At 61.1% G+C, this 15,600-nt stretch carries 14 protein-coding genes; 7 read left to right on the top strand and 7 right to left on the bottom strand.

The features are described from left to right. Position 1: 1 nt before the first annotated feature. Positions 2-1,153: an acyl-CoA dehydrogenase family protein gene (locus HU724_RS14870; RefSeq protein ID WP_024012951.1), complete on the top strand. Its 1,152-nt coding sequence runs from the start codon at positions 2-4 to the stop codon at positions 1,151-1,153. Positions 1,154-1,325: 172 nt separating this feature from the next. On the opposite strand, the gene HU724_RS14865 is transcribed toward HU724_RS14870, so the two are convergent. From HU724_RS14865 to HU724_RS14840, 6 genes are all read right to left on the bottom strand, one after another. Further along, positions 1,326-2,099 (bottom strand): enoyl-CoA hydratase, encoded by a 774-nt coding sequence (locus HU724_RS14865; protein ID WP_186569678.1) that lies wholly within the window; start codon positions 2,097-2,099, stop codon positions 1,326-1,328. 15 nt (positions 2,100-2,114) lie between these two features. Further along, entirely contained in the window at positions 2,115-3,242 is a 1,128-nt protein-coding gene (locus tag HU724_RS14860) for an acyl-CoA dehydrogenase (RefSeq protein ID WP_073474453.1), read from the bottom strand. 142 nt (positions 3,243-3,384) lie between these two features. Then, positions 3,385-4,578, bottom strand: a complete 1,194-nt coding sequence (locus tag HU724_RS14855) for an acetyl-CoA C-acyltransferase (protein ID WP_186569679.1) — start codon at positions 4,576-4,578, stop codon at positions 3,385-3,387. A gap of 12 nt (positions 4,579-4,590) precedes the next feature. Beyond that, positions 4,591-5,352 carry an SDR family NAD(P)-dependent oxidoreductase gene (locus tag HU724_RS14850; RefSeq protein ID WP_125927031.1) on the bottom strand — a complete coding sequence of 254 codons (762 nt, stop codon included), beginning with the start codon at positions 5,350-5,352 and terminating at the stop codon, positions 4,591-4,593. 18 nt (positions 5,353-5,370) lie between these two features. Continuing rightward, positions 5,371-7,035 carry an AMP-binding protein gene (locus HU724_RS14845; RefSeq protein WP_186569680.1) on the bottom strand — a complete coding sequence of 555 codons (1,665 nt, stop codon included), beginning with the start codon at positions 7,033-7,035 and terminating at the stop codon, positions 5,371-5,373. A gap of 183 nt (positions 7,036-7,218) precedes the next feature. Then, positions 7,219-8,235: an AraC family transcriptional regulator gene (locus HU724_RS14840; protein ID WP_186569681.1), complete on the bottom strand. Its 1,017-nt coding sequence runs from the start codon at positions 8,233-8,235 to the stop codon at positions 7,219-7,221. 273 nt (positions 8,236-8,508) lie between these two features. On the opposite strand from HU724_RS14840, the gene efeU reads away from it, so the two are divergent. Genes efeU through efeO (HU724_RS14820) form a run of 4 tightly spaced genes read left to right on the top strand, consistent with a single transcriptional unit; the run spans position 8,509 to position 12,708 of the window. Next, complete coding sequence (gene efeU, locus HU724_RS14835) at positions 8,509-9,348, top strand: iron uptake transporter permease EfeU (protein ID WP_186569682.1); 840 nt, start codon at positions 8,509-8,511, stop codon at positions 9,346-9,348. Between the two features lie 8 nt (positions 9,349-9,356). Beyond that, the gene (gene efeO, locus HU724_RS14830; RefSeq protein ID WP_186569683.1) at positions 9,357-10,541 is read left to right on the top strand and encodes an iron uptake system protein EfeO; all 1,185 of its coding nucleotides are present in this window, start codon (positions 9,357-9,359) and stop codon (positions 10,539-10,541) included. Positions 10,542-10,558: 17 nt separating this feature from the next. Continuing rightward, positions 10,559-11,857 carry an iron uptake transporter deferrochelatase/peroxidase subunit gene (efeB, locus tag HU724_RS14825; protein ID WP_186569684.1) on the top strand — a complete coding sequence of 433 codons (1,299 nt, stop codon included), beginning with the start codon at positions 10,559-10,561 and terminating at the stop codon, positions 11,855-11,857. Between the two features lie 26 nt (positions 11,858-11,883). Continuing rightward, on the top strand, positions 11,884-12,708 hold the full coding sequence (efeO, locus tag HU724_RS14820; protein ID WP_016774710.1) for an iron uptake system protein EfeO: 825 nt from the start codon (positions 11,884-11,886) through the stop codon (positions 12,706-12,708). 105 nt (positions 12,709-12,813) lie between these two features. Here the strand turns inward: efeO (HU724_RS14820) and pssA are convergent, their stop codons facing one another. Next, entirely contained in the window at positions 12,814-14,157 is a 1,344-nt protein-coding gene (pssA, locus tag HU724_RS14815) for a CDP-diacylglycerol--serine O-phosphatidyltransferase (protein WP_186569685.1), read from the bottom strand. A 215-nt stretch (positions 14,158-14,372) separates the two neighbouring features. Here pssA and HU724_RS14810 point away from each other — a divergent pair, with 215 nt between their 5' ends. Further along, the gene (locus HU724_RS14810) at positions 14,373-14,936 is read left to right on the top strand and encodes a TetR/AcrR family transcriptional regulator (protein WP_186569699.1); all 564 of its coding nucleotides are present in this window, start codon (positions 14,373-14,375) and stop codon (positions 14,934-14,936) included. Positions 14,937-14,990: 54 nt separating this feature from the next. Beyond that, complete coding sequence (locus HU724_RS14805) at positions 14,991-15,470, top strand: nuclear transport factor 2 family protein (protein WP_186569686.1); 480 nt, start codon at positions 14,991-14,993, stop codon at positions 15,468-15,470. Positions 15,471-15,600 lie beyond the last annotated feature (130 nt).

Below are 15,600 nucleotides of genomic sequence, written 5' to 3'. Positions count from 1 at the left end.
CATGCACGATCTCGAACTGACCGAAGAACAAGTGATGATCCGCGACATGGCCCGGGATTTTGCCCGTGGCGAAATCGCGCCCCACGCCCAGGCCTGGGAAAAGGCCGGCTGGATCGACGACGCGCTGGTGGCGAAGATGGGTGAACTGGGCTTGCTCGGCATGGTTGTGCCGGAAGAATGGGGCGGCACCTACGTCGATTACGTCGCCTATGCGCTGGCGGTTGAGGAAATCTCTGCCGGTGACGGCGCAACCGGCGCGTTCATGAGCATCCACAACTCGGTCGGCTGCGGCCCGGTGCTCAACTACGGCAGCGACGAACAGAAAAAGACCTGGCTGGCCGATCTGGCCAGTGGGCAGACCATCGGTTGCTTCTGCCTGACCGAACCCCAGGCCGGCTCCGAAGCGCACAACCTGCGCACCCGCGCCGAACTGCGCGACGGCCAGTGGGTGATCAACGGCGCCAAGCAATTTGTCAGCAATGGCAAACGGGCGAAACTGGCGATCGTTTTCGCGGTAACCGATCCGGACTTGGGCAAGAAAGGCCTGTCGGCGTTTCTGGTGCCGACCGACACGCCGGGTTTCATCGTCGATCGCACCGAACACAAGATGGGCATCCGTGCTTCCGACACCTGCGCGGTGACACTGAACAACTGCAGCGTCCCCGAGGCCAATCTGCTCGGCGAACGCGGCAAGGGCCTGGCGATTGCCCTGTCCAACCTTGAAGGCGGACGCATCGGCATCGCCGCGCAGGCATTGGGTATCGCCCGGGCAGCGTTTGAAGCGGCGCTGGCTTATTCGAAAGACCGCGTGCAATTCGACAAGCCGATCATCGAGCACCAGAGCATTGCCAATCTGCTGGCTGACATGCACATGCAAATTAACGCCGCGCGGTTGCTGATCCTCCATGCGGCGCGGTTGAGAACGGCGGGCAAACCGTGTTTGTCCGAGGCTTCGCAGGCCAAGCTGTTCGCTTCGGAAATGGCCGAGAAGGTCTGTTCGTCGGCGATCCAGATCCATGGCGGCTATGGCTATCTTGAGGATTACCCGGTCGAGAAGTACTACCGCGACGCGCGGATTACCCAGATTTATGAAGGATCGAGCGAGATACAGCGGATGGTGATTGCGCGAGATTTGAAGAACTACCAGTTGTAATGGCGTTGGCCCTTCCCCTCACCCCAGCCCTCTCCCCAGGGAGAGGGAGCCGACCGAGTCGGTTACGGATTCAGCGGCAACCTTTCAGGTCGGCGTAATTTGCCCATATCACGCGGTCAGTCCCCTCTCCTTGGGGAGAGGGCTAGGGTGAGGGGCTTTTGAAGGTCACACACTATTTGCCTTGGAATGCAGCCTCACGCTTGGCAATAAACGCCGCCATCCCTTCCTTCTGATCCTGCGTCGCAAACGCGGCATGGAACACCCGCCGCTCGAAACGCACACCCTCGGTCAGATTGACCTCGAACGCGCGGTTGACGCTCTCCTTGATCATCATCGCAATCGGCAGCGACTTGCCGGCGATAACCGCTGCAACTTTCAGCGCTTCATCAAGCAGCTCATCGCTCGGCACGATGCGCGCGACGATGCCGCAACGCTCGGCTTCTACCGCGTCAATCATGCGTCCGCTCAGGCACATTTCCATGGCTTTGGCTTTGCCCACGGCGCGAGTCAGGCGCTGGGTGCCGCCCATGCCCGGCAGCACGCCTAGGTTGATTTCCGGCTGGCCGAATCTGGCGTTGTCGCCAGCCAGAATGAAGTCGCACATCAGCGCCAGTTCACAGCCGCCGCCGAGGGCAAAACCATTGACCGCGGCGATGATCGGCTTGCGCCGGTTGGCCACGCGATCGCTGTTGCTGAACAGATCGTCCATGTAGATCTGCGGATAGGTCAGCTCAGCCATTTCCTTGATGTCGGCGCCAGCGGCGAAAGCTTTTTTCGAACCGGTGAGGACGATGCAGCCAATGTGCGCATCGGCTTCCAGCGTATCGAGGGCGTGGTTCACTTCGCTGACCAGTTGCGCGTTCAGCGCGTTCAGCGCCTGCGGCCGGTTGAGGGTGATCAGGCCAACGCGGTCGCGGGTTTCCAGCAGAATCGTTTCGTAAGTCATGAATAAAATTCCTTGTCAGAGATTGCGCGAAATGACCATGCGCTGAATGTCGCTGGTGCCTTCGTAGATCTGGCAGACGCGCACGTCGCGGTAGATGCGTTCCAGCGGGAAGTCGTTGAGGTAACCGTAACCGCCGAGGGTTTGCAAGGCCATGGAACAGACCTTCTCGGCCATTTCCGAGGCGAACAGCTTGGCCATCGACGCCTCGACCAGCGCCGGTTGGCCGCTGTCACGCAAGGCTGCGGCGTAATGCACCATCTGCCGGGCGACGGCGATTTGCGTGGCCATGTCCGCCAGGCGGAACGCCACGGCCTGATGCTCGATGATCGGCTTGCCGAAGGTGTCACGCTCGCGGGCGTAATCGCGGGCGGCTTCGAATGCGGCGCGGGCCATGCCGACGGCTTGCGAGGCGATACCGACGCGGCCGCCTTCAAGGTTGGCCAAGGCAATCTTGTAGCCCTCGCCCTCCTCGCCCAGCCGATTGGCGACCGGCACTTTCACATCTTCGAAGAGGATCTGGCACGTGTCGGAGGCGTGCTGGCCGAGTTTGTCTTCGACCCGCGCGACTTTGTAGCCAGGCGAGTCGGTCGGCACGATAAACGCGCTGATCCCGCGTTTGCCGGCGCTCGGGTCAGTCACGGCAAACACGATCACGATGCCGGCGTTCTGCCCGGAGGTGATGAACTGTTTGCAACCGTTGAGCACGTAGTGATCGCCTTCCAGCCGCGCGCGGGTTTTCAGGCTGCTGGCATCGGAACCAGCTTGCGGTTCGGTCAGCGCGAAGGCGCCGAGCATGGCGCCGCTGGCCAACGGTTTGAGGAAGCGTTCACGCTGATCGTCATTGCCGAACTTGAGAATCGGCACACAGCCGACCGAGTTGTGCACGCTCATGATCGTCGAGCAGGCACCGTCGCCGGCGGCGATTTCTTCCAAAGCCATGGCGTACGCGAGGTAGCCGGTGTCACAGCCGCCCCACTGCTCCGGCACGAGCATGCCGAAGAAGCCCAGCTCAGCCATCTCGGCGATGGCTTCCTTGGGGAAACGGTGTTCGCGATCCCACTCGGCGGCGAACGGCTTGAGCCGCTCCTCGGCAAACTGCCGGGCCATGTCGCGGATCTGGGTCTGGTCTTCGTTGGGGATCATGGTGATTCCTTAATTCTTCCAAACAACCACATAACCTGTGGGAGCTGGCTTGCCAGCGATGAGGCCGTCACATCCAACATTGATGGCGACTGATCCATTGCCATCGCGGGCAAGCCCGCTCCCACAAGGTCAACTGTCAACCTCAATAGACGCATTCCACAGCCATGGCCGTGGCCTCTCCGCCGCCAATGCAGATCGCTGCAATGCCGCGCTTGAGCTGTTTCTGCCGCAGCGCCGCGAGCAACGTCACCAGGATCCGCGCCCCCGATGCGCCGATCGGATGGCCCAGCGCGCAGGCGCCGCCATGCACGTTGAGCTTGTCGTGGGGAATCTCCAGGTGCGTCATCGCCGCCATGCCGACCACGGCAAACGCTTCGTTCACTTCAAACAGATCCACTTGATCCAGCGTCCAACCGGTCTTCTTCACCAGTTTCTTGATCGCGCCAATCGGTGCGGTGGGAAACAGCCCAGGGGTATCAGCGAACGCAGCGTGACCATGAATCACCGCCAGTGGCTTGAGGCCCAGTTGCTGTGCGTGGGACTGGCGCATCAGCACCAACGCCGCCGCGCCGTCGGAGATCGAGCTGGAGTTGGCTGCGGTGACCGTTCCGCCCTCGCGGAACGCCGGTTTCAGCGAGGCAACCTTGTCGAGTTTGGCTTTTGGCGGCTGTTCATCGTTGCTGATCACCACCTGCTCTTTGCCGACGGTCACCGTCAGCGGGACGATTTCGTCCTTGAAGCTGCCGTCCTTGATCGCCTGTTGCGCGCGGGTGGTCGAGGTAATGGCGAAAGCGTCCTGCGCCTCGCGGCTGAAGCCGTTGGTCTCGGCGCAATCCTCAGCGAAGGTGCCCATCAGGCGGCCCTTGTCATAGGCGTCTTCGAGGCCGTCGAGGAACATCGAATCGAGCACGCGGCCATGGCCCATGCGATAGCCGGCGCGGGCGCGGTCGAGCAGGTACGGCGAGTTGGACATGCTTTCCATGCCGCCGGCGATTACCACGTCGGCACTGCCGGCAAGCAGCATGTCGTGGGCCATGATGGTGGTCTGCATGCCCGAGCCGCACATCTTGTTCACCGTGGTGCAGCGCGTCGATTTATCCAGCCCGGCGCCCAGCGCAGCCTGACGTGCCGGCGCCTGACCGAGGCCGGCGGGCAGTACGCAACCAAACAGCACTTCATCAACCGCGTCGCTGGCGACACCGGCGCGTTCGACCGCAGCCTTGATCGCCGCCGCGCCGAGTTGCGGTGCGGTGAGGCTTCTCAGTTCACCTTGAAAGCCGCCCATCGGTGTGCGGACAGCGCTGACGATAACAATCGGATCATTGGACATAGTCATGACTAATCCTCCTTACTTGGCGGCCATGCGCAAGGCGCCGTCGAGACGGATCACCTCGCCGTTGAGCATGCTGTTTTCGATGATATGGCGCACCAGCGCGGCGTATTCGGCAGGCTTGCCCAGACGCGGCGGGAATGGCACACCCGCGGCGAGCGAGTCGCGCACTTCCGGGGTCATGCCGGCCATCATCGGCGTTTCGAAAATGCCCGGCGCGATGGTCATCACGCGGATGCCGAAGCGCGCCAGTTCGCGGGCGGCTGGCAGGGTCAGGCTGGCGATCGCGCCTTTCGAAGCCGAGTACGCAGCCTGGCCAATCTGGCCGTCGAACGCTGCGACCGAGGCGGTGTTGATGATTACTCCGCGCTCACCGTCAGCATTGGCTTCGCTTTCGGCAATCGCCGCAGCGGCCAGACGCAGCATGTTGAAACTGCCGATCAGGTTGACGTTGATCACTTGCGCGAAGCTGCTGAGTGCGTGCGGGCCGTTTTTGCCGAGGATCTTCTCGCCACGGACGATGCCGGCGCAATTGACCAGGCCATTGACGCTGCCAAACGCGGCGATCGTCGCTTGCACCGCCGCTTCGGCAGCCGCCTCATTGCTGATGTCGGCAACCACGCTTTGCGCACCCAGGCGCTGCGCCTGAGCGGCGACGGCTTCGGCGTTCATGTCAACCAGCATGACTTTGGCGCCGGCACTGACCAGCAATTCCGCGCTGGCGGCACCAAGGCCTGATGCGCCGCCGGTGACGATAAAAACCTTGTTCTCGATCTGCATGACGGTGTTTCCTTGGATTCAAGCTGAAACGTTGTGCGCCGCGGCCTCTTGAGCCTTGGCGATTTCCTGGTTGCGCAAGATAAAGCGCTGCAATTTGCCACTCGGGGTTTTGGGCAACTCGCTGACAAATTCGATTTCACGCGGGTACGAATGCGCGGCCAGACGCTTGCGTACGTGTTGCCGCAGTTCTTCGGCCAGCTCCGGCGCGGCGCGGTACTGCGCGCTCAGCACGACGAAGGCTTTGACCAGTTCGGTGCGTTCCGGGTCGGGCTTGCCGACGACCGCCGCCTCGACCACGGCCGGGTGTTCGATCAGGGCGCTTTCCACGTCGAACGGGCCGACGCGGTAGCCCGAAGTGGTGATCACGTCATCACTGCGGCCGACAAAGCTGATGCTGCCGTCCGGGTTCCATTCCACGGTGTCGCCGCTCAGGTAGTAGTCGCCGACGAAGGCCTTGGTCGGCGCGCCTTCGTAGCCGCCGAACCAGCACATCGGCGATTGCGGGCGGTCGATGGCAAGAATGCCCGGCTGACCGACGCCGAGTTCGTTGTATTGCTCATCGAGCACGACGATGCGATGGCCCGGCGAAGCGAAACCAGCGGCGCCGACATGCACCGGGTGCTCGAGGCCGTGGTGGTTGCACAGCACCATGCCCAGTTCGGTCTGGCCGTAATGATCGTGAATGACCACCTCGAGGTTGTCAGCGAACCAGCGGATCACTTCCGGGTTCAGCGGCTCACCGGCGCTGCTGACGATGCGCAGTTTGCCCTTGATCGATCTGGCGAACTCCTCTCCCCCGGCTATCAGCAAGCGATAGGCAGTGGGCGAACCGGTGAGATTGGTGATGCCATATTTGTTGATCACCCGGCAGGTGCTTTCGAGGGTGAACGGGCCATCGTAGAAGGTAATCGGGTGGCCCAGCGCCAACGGCCCGGTGACGCCGAAATAGATGCCATAGGCCCAGCCCGGATCGGCGACATTCCAGAACGCGTCTTCAGGACGCAGGTCCACCGCATCGCGGGTGTAGCTCTGGAAGGCGACGATGGCTTTGAGCGGCACCGCCAAGGCTTTCGCAGGGCCAGTGGTGCCCGAGGTAAACATCAGCAGGAACGGGTCTTCGCCGGTCAGCAATACCGGCTCGCAGACATTGGAATAGTTGGCCAGCTCAGCCCAGAAACTGAAATCACCACGAACGATGCCCTGACCTTTGGCGCCACCAACGGTGACGATGGTCGGGCATGCGCTGACTTCATTGAGCTTGGGCCGATTGACCGCGTCGGTGACCACGACTTTCGCCCCGGAACTGTTCAGGCGATGTTCGAGGGCTTTGGGGCCGAACGCGGTGAATAGCGGCTGATACACCGCGCCGATGCGCCAGGTGGCGAGCACGGTGATGAGTAATTCGACGTTGCGCGGCAGCAGGCCGGCGACTTTATCGCCCTTCTGCACGCCCTGGGCGAGGAGAAAATTGGCGAAACGCGCGGCTTTGTCTTGCAGATCAGTGAAGGTGTAAGTCGCACTTGAGCCGTCGCGACCTTCCCAGAACAACGCAATGCGCCCGGGCAACGCATGGCGGTCGCAACATTCGATGCAGGCGTTGAGTGCCGCCAGCGTGCCGCTGAGCGACGCATCGACGGTGTGCTGATAGTTGAACTGTTCGGTGGCAGACAAGTAATCGCGCATTGCCAGAATCCCTCGGTGTTTTTATTAGGCTGGGAACCGTAAACAACACAGGGATAGTCGCGCCGCGCGGGGCTTGGGGCAATGGTCAAAGTTATCAAAGTGGCTGACTGGTTTGGCCAAGCCTTTTAAGGGAATGGTCACGCGGCCCTGGGTGGGAGCGAGCCTGCTCGCGAAGCCGTCGGGTCAGACCACCTCATTGAGGATCAGTGTGCGGTAATGCCCCGGGTTCGACCCGGACCATTTGCGAAACGCCTTGTAGAACGAACTGGCATCCGCAAAACCCAGCCGTGCAGCAATCTCGACGAAACTGATCGAAGGCTCTGCCAGCCAGGTGATTGCCAGCTCCTTGCGCACACTGTCCTTGAGGCCCTGATAGGTCTGCCCTTCCTCGGCCAGACGCCGGCGTAATGTCGACGCGGACATGCACAGTTGCTGGGCCTGCGCCTCGGTTTCCGGCCATTGCTCGGCGGGCAGCTGTCGCAGATCCTGTTTGATCCGGCTGGCGAGGCTGTCGGGGTCGCGGTACTTGACCAGAATGTTCGCCGGAGCCTGGGCCAGGAAGCGCTTGAGTTCTTCGGCACTGCGTTTGATCGACAGATCGAGGCAATCGGCGGAAAAAATCATTCGTGTTCGCGGGCGCTCAAACCGCAGGTTTTCCGAAAACATCACCCGATAGTCGTCAGTGAAATCCGGTTCGGCGCAGCGCAGTTCAATCGCCAGAATCGGAATCCGCCGCCCGGCCAGCCAGCATGCGACGCCGTGCACGATCATCCAGTAAGTGAAATAGGTAAAGGCGCGGCGCGGCTCGGCGTCGTCTTCGAGCAGGACGATTTCCGCCAGGCTCTGCTGATGGACCAGTTGCGCCGGCAGTTTTTCCAGCATCAGCGACAGGAACGTCAGACCGGTATCCAGCGCCGCCGCCAGCGTCGGTTGCGCCATGGCGCTGCGACACAAAAATGCCAGGCTGCCGGACTTGAGCGGACGTGGGTCCATGCCGAAGAACTCGTCATCACAGCGTCTGGCCAGCAGGCGCCAAAGTCTGGCGTATTGCGAGGCCGGCACCCTGCCCTCATCGGCCGCTAACAAAGCCGGATCGATGCCGACCTTGGTCAACGCCTCATCCGTCGCCGCGCCCGGGGCGCAACTTTGCAGCAGCGCTTCGCGCACCAGTTGAATGGCAATGGTGTCTTTTTCCGCCATGGAGCGAGGTGAGCCTTGTTGTTTTTTGGGTGGTAGGCATCTTAACCCAGCTGCTGAAGTCACCGCAGGGCCAATGTGGGAGCGAGCCTGCTCGCGAAAGCGGTGTGTCAGATAAACAAATGTCACAGGTATACCGCATTCGCGAGCAGGCTCGCTCCCCCAGGAATCACAGTTGTTCAGCTAAGGTTCAGCTAAATGTCAATGAATGCCATTTGGGAATGAGTGTCATTATGTTACAACTTAGCCTCCTATCTAAACCGCTGTGGCTAGCCAATGCTCGTTCCCTTTTTGATCATGTTGCGCGAAGGCATCGAGGCCGCGCTTATCGTCGGCATCATTGCCAGTTATTTGCAGCAGACCGGCCGTGGCCAATGGATGCCAGCGGTATGGATCGGCGTCTTCCTCGCCGCCGCCCTTGCCCTGCTGGTCGGCGGTGGTCTGGAGCTGGTCAGTGCTGAATTCCCGCAAAAGCAGCAGGAATTATTCGAAGGCGTGGTCGGCCTGGTCGCCGTGGGCATTCTCAGTTCGATGGTGTTCTGGATGCGCAAGGTCGCGCGGTCGATCAAGCACTCGCTGCAAGCCTCGCTGGATCAGGCGCTGACGCAATCCAGGCATCAGGTGATTGCATTGATCGCCATGGTCTTCTTCGCCGTCGCTCGCGAAGGCCTGGAGACGGTGTTCTTCCTGCTCGCCGTGTTCCAGCAAAGCGAAGGCCCGGGCGCGCCGATTGGCGCCCTGCTCGGCCTGATCCTGGCGGTGATCGTCGGTTTCCTGATCTACAGCGGCAGCATGCGCCTCAATCTTTCGGCGTTCTTCAAGTGGACCGGATTGTTCATCCTCGTGGTCGCTGCCGGAATACTCGCCAACTCGGTGAAGGCGCTGCATGAAGCCGGGCTGTGGAATCACCTGCAAACGGTGCTGTTCGACTTCAGCGCGACACTGCCGATGGACGGCCCGCTGGGCTCGGTGCTGGCCGGCATGTTCGGTTATCAGGATGCGCCGACCGTCAGCACCTTGGGCGCGTACCTGATTTATCTGCTGCTGGCACTGGTGATGTTCTTCATGCCCGCGCCTCGCCAGGCGACGCCAACCACTTCCGTTTCCAGCCAATAAGGCCCTTCATGTCTACTACCCAAACCCCTCCGGCCCTGCGTTGGGCGCTGGCCGGCTCGGTGCTGCTGATGGTCGCCGCCGGCGGGCTGTTCTGGTACGCCTCGAACATGGCCGCCGCCAAGCGTCAGCACAACCACGACGAAATCGTCGTCAACATCCATCCCCACAGTTGCGAGCCGAATGCCCTGACGGTGCCCGCCGGCCGCGCCAGTTTCCGCATCGTCAACCGCTCCGAGCGTGCGGTCGAGTGGGAAATTCTCGACGGCGTGCTGGTGGTCGAAGAGCGGGAAAACATCGCGCCGGGCCTGAGCCAAGTGATCAACGCCAACCTGCAACCGGGCGACTATGCGATCACTTGCGGCCTGCTCAGCAACCCGCGCGGTACTTTGCACGTCACACCGACGGCCGCTTCCGATGCCGCCGCCAAGGCCAAGCCATCGATGGTGGCTTTCGTCGGGCCGCTGTCGGAATTTCGCGTGTATCTGGCCGTTCAGGGCAGCGCGTTGATCAAAGCGGCGACGGCGCTGAATCAGGCGATCGCCGATGGCGATCTGGCGCAGGCGCAAGCGTTGTACCTGCCGGCGCGTGCTGCCTATCAGCGTCTGGCGCCGGCGGCGCAGCGCCTGGCCGAGCTGGACAATCAGATCAATGCCCGCGCCGATTATTTCGAGAAGCGTGAGCAGGATCCGGCCTTTGTCGGCTTCCATCGCCTCGAACACGCGCTGTTCCAGCAACGCAAACTCGACGATGTCGCGCCAATTGCCCAGCGCTTGCTCGCAGATGTCACCACCCTCAAGCAACAGTTGCTCGCGCAGTCGCTGCCGCCGGAGCAACTGGTCAGCATTCTCGTGCGCAACCTCAACAGCCTCGCCGATGTGCGCGCCGGCAGCGGCGAGGAAGAACGCTATAGCCACAGCGATCTCAACGGTTTCGCCGCCAACGCGCAAACCGCGCGCAAGGTCGTCGACCTGCTGCGCCCGATGCTGAGCAAATCCTCCGCTGACGTGTTGGCGAATGTCGACCAGGCCATGAGTGACTTCGACAACCAGCTCAACGCGTTCAAATCCGCCGATGGCTACGTCAGTTACGACGCCGTGACCGCCGCGCAACGCCAGCAGATCGCCGCCAAAGCCAAGGCTCTGGCCACGGCAATGGATGGCATCGACCCCGCCCTCGGCCTTTCCGGCCTGTAAGCAGAAGACCACGACAGATGAACGATTCAGAACCTCTCAACCTGCAACGACGTCGCGTGCTGATGGGCATGGGCGCCGCCGGTGTCGCCCTTGCCGGCTCGGCGCTGAGCTGCCCGGCCATGGCCGCGCAGCCTGCGCAAGTCACCGAAGCGCCGAGCAGCGACAAGACCGAAGACCGCCATGATTTCCACGGTCTGCACCAGACCGGCATCGTCACCCCGCGCCCGGCCTCCGGGATGCTGGTGGCGTTCGATGTGCTGGCCAGCGATCGCGAAGACCTCGAGCGGCTGTTCCGCACCTTGAACGAACGCATCGCGTTTTTGATGAAAGGCGGCCCGGTCGCGCAGGTCGACCCGAAACTGCCACCGCTGGACTCCGGCATCCTCGGACCGGTGGTCACCCCGGACAACCTGACCATCACCGTTTCCGTCGGCGATTCGCTGTTCGACGAGCGCTTCGGTCTGGCGGCGGCAAAGCCCAAGCGCCTGCAACGCATGGTCGGTTTTCCCAACGATGCGCTGGACGCCGATTGCTGCCATGGCGATTTGAGCCTGCAGTTCTGCGCCAACACCGCCGACACCAACATTCACGCCCTGCGCGACATCGTCAAAAACCTGCCTGACCTGCTGCTGGTGCGCTGGAAACAGGAAGGCAGCGTCCCGCCGCAAGCGCCGGCCAAACCCGGCGTACCGGCGCAGTCGGCGCGCAACTTTCTCGGTTTTCGCGATGGCTCGGCCAACCCCGATTCCAACGACGCCAAGGCGATGGAGCGGATTGTCTGGGTACAACCGGACAGTGACGAACCGGCCTGGGCTGCCCACGGCAGTTACCAAGCGGTGCGCATCATCCGCAACTTCGTCGAGCGCTGGGATCGCACGCCGTTGCAGGAGCAGGAAAGCATTCTCGGCCGGGTCAAGAGCAGCGGCGCGCCCATCGGCGGCCACAAGGAAAGCGAAGTGCCGGATTACAGCAAGGACCCCGCCGGCAAACTGACCAGGCTCGATGCGCACATTCGTCTGGCCAACCCGCGCACCGCCGCGACCCAGGCCAATCTGATCCTGCGTCGGCCGTTCAACTACTCCAACGGCGTCAACAAGAACGGCCAGCTCGACATGGGCCTGCTGTTCATCTGCTACCAGGCCGATCTGGAAAAAGGCTTTATCACCGTGCAAACCCGACTCAATGGCGAGCCGCTTGAGGAATATCTCAAACCGGTCGGCGGCGGTTATTTCTTCACCCTGCCCGGCGCTACCGGCGATGACGATTTCATCGGTCGCTCGTTACTGGCTGCCACCTCCCAAAACAAAACCGCATGACACCCAACCGACACTGGAGCCGCCCCATGAAAAAAACGCCACTCGCGTTATTGCTGACCCTTGGTTTGCTCAACACCCCGTTAGCGGCGTTCGCCGCGACTGCGCCGCTGGATCTGGTGGGGCCGGTGTCGGACTACAAGATCTACGTGACCGAAAAGCTCGATGAACTGGCCAGCCACACCCAGCAGTTCACCGACGCAGTGAAGAAAGGCGACTTGGCGACCGCGCAGAAGCTCTACGCGCCGACGCGGGTGTATTACGAGTCGATCGAGCCGATTGCCGAGCTGTTCAGCGATCTCGATGCGTCCATCGACTCGCGCGTCGACGACCACGAAAAAGGCGTGAAGGCTGAAGACTTCACTGGCTTTCACCGCATCGAATATTCGTTGTTCGCGGAGAAGTCCACTAAGGGCCTGGATGCATTGGCCGACGGTTTGAACAAAGACGTGCAGGATCTGCAAACCCGTGTGGCCGGTCTGACCTTCCCGCCGGAGAAAGTCGTTGGCGGCGCTGCTGCGCTGTTGGAAGAAGTGGCGGCGACGAAGATTTCCGGCGAGGAAGACCGCTACAGCCACACCGACCTGTATGACTTCCAGGGCAATATCGACGGCGCCAAGAAAATCGTCGATCTGTTCCGCCCTCAGATCGAACAGCAGGACAAGGCGTTTGTAGCGAAAGTCGACAAGAACTTCGCCACGGTCGACCGGATTCTGGCCAAGTACAAGACTGCGGATGGTGGCTTTGAGACCTACGACAAAGTGAAAGACAACGACCGCAAAGCGCTGGTCGGGCCGGTGAATACGCTGGCGGAGGATTTGTCGATGATGCGCGGGAAGTTGGGGCTGAACTGATTTTTTAGCCTCTGGTCTGGCCCCTTCGCGAGCAGGCTCGCTCCCACAGTTGGAATGCATTTCCCTGTGAGAGCGAGCCTGCTCGCGAAAGCAATTCCGGACGCGCTAGAGAATCCTGTAGAGCAACCGCTCAATCCTCACCCGACTCACCCGCTTGAGAAACTTCGCCACCCCTGCCGGGTAATCCGGCAGTGTCTCCAGGGTCTGGAAGCTGTCGATCCGCGTGGTATGGCGGAAGATGTTCTCCAGCTCGTTCGCCCTTGGCTCCAGCCATTCGCCTTTCGGATCGTCGATCAGCAGCGCGTTTTCAAGGTCGAGGCGGAACGCCCGTGGGTTGAGGTTGTTGCCGGTCAGCAAGGTGTAGCGCTGATCGATCCACATGCCTTTGAGGTGATAGGTGTTGTCACCGTCGCGCCACAAGTGCAGGTTCAACTGGCCGCTGTCGATGCTGTGCTGGTGGCGTTTGGCGAAGCGGCGCAGGCTGATTTCGTACAGATACGGCAGCGCGGCGATCACCTTGAACGGCTCGCTCGGCGGAATGTAGAAGTCATTGGCTGTCTTGTCGCCAACCACGATGTCGATCTTCACACCCCGGGCCAGCGCTCGGTTGATTTCACGGATCACGCCCAGTGGCAGGTTGAAGTACGGCGTGCAGATGGTCAGCTGCTTTTGCGCGCTGGCGATCAATTCGAGAATCGCCCGGTTCAGCGGGTTGTTCTTGCCGACGCCGAGCAGTGGCGTGACCGACAGCCCTTCACGGCTGGTGCTGCCGGCCCCGGTGTCGTAAGTCGCGTACTTGAGACGGCTGCGCAGGTCGCCGATGTCGTTGCGCAGGCTGCGGGTAGTCGGCAGGTTGGGCAGGTCGAGGCGGTGCACGGCTTTCGATTCGATCAGGCCATGCTTGACCAGGTGATGCATCGAATCCGCCAGCTCGCGACTGCGCAGCACGTGGTAACGGTCGAAACGGTACTTGTCGAGTTTGTGCAGGTAGACGTTGTTCAGGCTCGCACCGCTGTAAACCACCTTGTCGTCGATCACGAAGCCTTTGAGGTGCAGCACGCCGAACAGCTCGCGGGTCTGCACCGGCACGCCGTAGATCGGCACTTCGCTCTGGTGCGTGCGGGTCATGTCCTGATACCAGGCGGCGTTGCCCGGCTGCTTGCCGGCGCCAATCAAACCGCGCTGGGCGCGCAACCAGTCGACCACCACGGCGATTTCCAGCTCGGGACGCTTGAGCTTGGCCGCGTGCAGGGCATCGAGGATTTCCTGGCCGGCTTCGTCCTGCTGCAAATACAGCGCGACGATGTAGATGCGCTGGGTCGCTGCGGCGATTTGCTCGAGCAGGCAGCGTCGGAATTCGGCAGCACTGGACAGAATGCTCACCGCCTCGGCGGTCAGCGCAAAGCTGCGCAGTTTAGGCAGCAGAGAACGTTTGAAAAGCAACGGCATAAGGCTCGCAAGGTTCGATTCCGAAGAGTTTGAGAGCTTACACCATCGTCTGCGCCGGGTCTTGTCAGTGTCCGTAATGGCCCCTTCGCGAGCAGGCTCGCTCCCACCTTTGAATTGCATTCCCCTGTGGGAGCGAGCCTGCTCGCGAAAGCGTTTTCACACACGCTGAAGAAATTCGCTTGACCAAGAAGAACACTCGTTCTACTGTTCGCCACATGAACGAATCAATCAGCAATGACACACGCGACATCATTCTGGATGTCACCGAAAAGTTGATCTACAAAAGTGGCATCGCTGCCACCAGCATGGATCTTCTGGTGAAGACCGCCGGCGTCTCCAGAAAAAGCATCTACCGTTACTTTGCCGACAAAGACGCACTGGTTGTCGCAGCCCTTCAGCGACGCGATGTTCGCTGGATGCACTGGTTCACACATGCTGTCGACCAGGCCGAAACCCCAGCCGATCGCCTGCTCAACCTGTTTACCGTGCTCAAGGGCTGGTTCGACTCGGAAGGCTTTCGCGGCTGTGCCTTTATCAACACCAGTGGCGAAACGGGTGATCCGCAGGATCCAGTGCGGCTGGTGGCCAAAGAACATAAACAGAAGCTGCTCGACTACGTGAGCAAGCTGTGTACCGAATATGGTGCCGAGGATCCGCAACTATTGGCCAGACAGTTGCTGATCCTGATTGAAGGCGCCATTACCGTAGCGCTTGTGATGGGTGATCACAGTGCCGCCGATAATGCGCAATGCATGGCGCAAAAGTTATTGGGCCTGTAACTCTTAATAAGCCGGACTTGTTGTTCATACATTAAATGAATCAGGAGATTGAACATGTCGACTGCAGCCCAGGTACGTCCGCCATTGCCGCCATTCAACCATGCGTCAGCGATCGAGAAGGTGCGTCTGGCCGAGGATGGCTGGAACAGCCGCGATCCGGAAAAGGTTTCGCTCGCTTACACCCTCGATACCAAGTGGCGCAATCGCGCCGAGTTCGCCAACAACCGCGAAGAGGCCAAGGCTTTTCTGACGCGCAAATGGGCGAAGGAACTGGATTATCGCTTGATCAAAGAACTCTGGGCCTACTCCGATACGCGTATCGCGGTGCGTTACGCCTATGAATGGCACGACGATTCGGGCAACTGGTTCCGCTCGTACGGTAACGAGAACTGGGAGTTCGATGACAACGGCCTGATGTTCCAGCGCTATGCCTGCATCAACGACATGCCGATCAAGGAAAGCGAGCGCAAGTTCCACTGGCCGCTGGGCCGCCGGCCGGATAATCATCCGGGGTTGAGTGAACTCGGTCTCTAAAGCCAACCCACCCCTGTGTAGGAGCTGCCGAAGGCTGCGATCTTTTGATCTGATCGTTCCCACGCGCAGCAGCCGGGGCGCACCGCGCCCCAGAAGATCGCAGCCTTCGGCAGCTCCTACGCAGGAATGT

This window comes from Pseudomonas iranensis (assembly GCF_014268585.2).
In the GTDB taxonomy this organism is placed as follows: Bacteria; Pseudomonadota; Gammaproteobacteria; order Pseudomonadales; family Pseudomonadaceae; genus Aquipseudomonas; species Aquipseudomonas iranensis.
This window is presented reverse-complemented; position numbering and strand designations above follow the sequence as displayed.

Bases quoted from the DNA above. Each gene is read 5' to 3' on its own strand.
- efeO (WP_186569683.1), top strand. From the start codon at position 9,357: ATGTCTACTACCCAAACCCCTCCGGCCCTGCGTTGGGCGCTGGCCGGC.
- HU724_RS14840 (WP_186569681.1), bottom strand. From the start codon at position 8,235: ATGGCGGAAAAAGACACCATTGCCATTCAACTGGTGCGCGAAGCGCTG.
- HU724_RS14850 (WP_125927031.1), bottom strand. From the start codon at position 5,352: ATGCAGATCGAGAACAAGGTTTTTATCGTCACCGGCGGCGCATCAGGC.
- efeU (WP_186569682.1), top strand. From the start codon at position 8,509: ATGCTCGTTCCCTTTTTGATCATGTTGCGCGAAGGCATCGAGGCCGCG.
- pssA (WP_186569685.1), bottom strand. From the start codon at position 14,157: ATGCCGTTGCTTTTCAAACGTTCTCTGCTGCCTAAACTGCGCAGCTTT.
- HU724_RS14865 (WP_186569678.1), bottom strand. From the start codon at position 2,099: ATGACTTACGAAACGATTCTGCTGGAAACCCGCGACCGCGTTGGCCTG.
- efeO (WP_016774710.1), top strand. From the start codon at position 11,884: ATGAAAAAAACGCCACTCGCGTTATTGCTGACCCTTGGTTTGCTCAAC.
- HU724_RS14855 (WP_186569679.1), bottom strand. From the start codon at position 4,578: ATGACTATGTCCAATGATCCGATTGTTATCGTCAGCGCTGTCCGCACA.
- HU724_RS14860 (WP_073474453.1), bottom strand. From the start codon at position 3,242: ATGATCCCCAACGAAGACCAGACCCAGATCCGCGACATGGCCCGGCAG.
- HU724_RS14870 (WP_024012951.1), top strand. From the start codon at position 2: ATGCACGATCTCGAACTGACCGAAGAACAAGTGATGATCCGCGACATG.
- HU724_RS14805 (WP_186569686.1), top strand. From the start codon at position 14,991: ATGTCGACTGCAGCCCAGGTACGTCCGCCATTGCCGCCATTCAACCAT.
- efeB (WP_186569684.1), top strand. From the start codon at position 10,559: ATGAACGATTCAGAACCTCTCAACCTGCAACGACGTCGCGTGCTGATG.
- HU724_RS14810 (WP_186569699.1), top strand. From the start codon at position 14,373: ATGAACGAATCAATCAGCAATGACACACGCGACATCATTCTGGATGTC.
- HU724_RS14845 (WP_186569680.1), bottom strand. From the start codon at position 7,035: ATGCGCGATTACTTGTCTGCCACCGAACAGTTCAACTATCAGCACACC.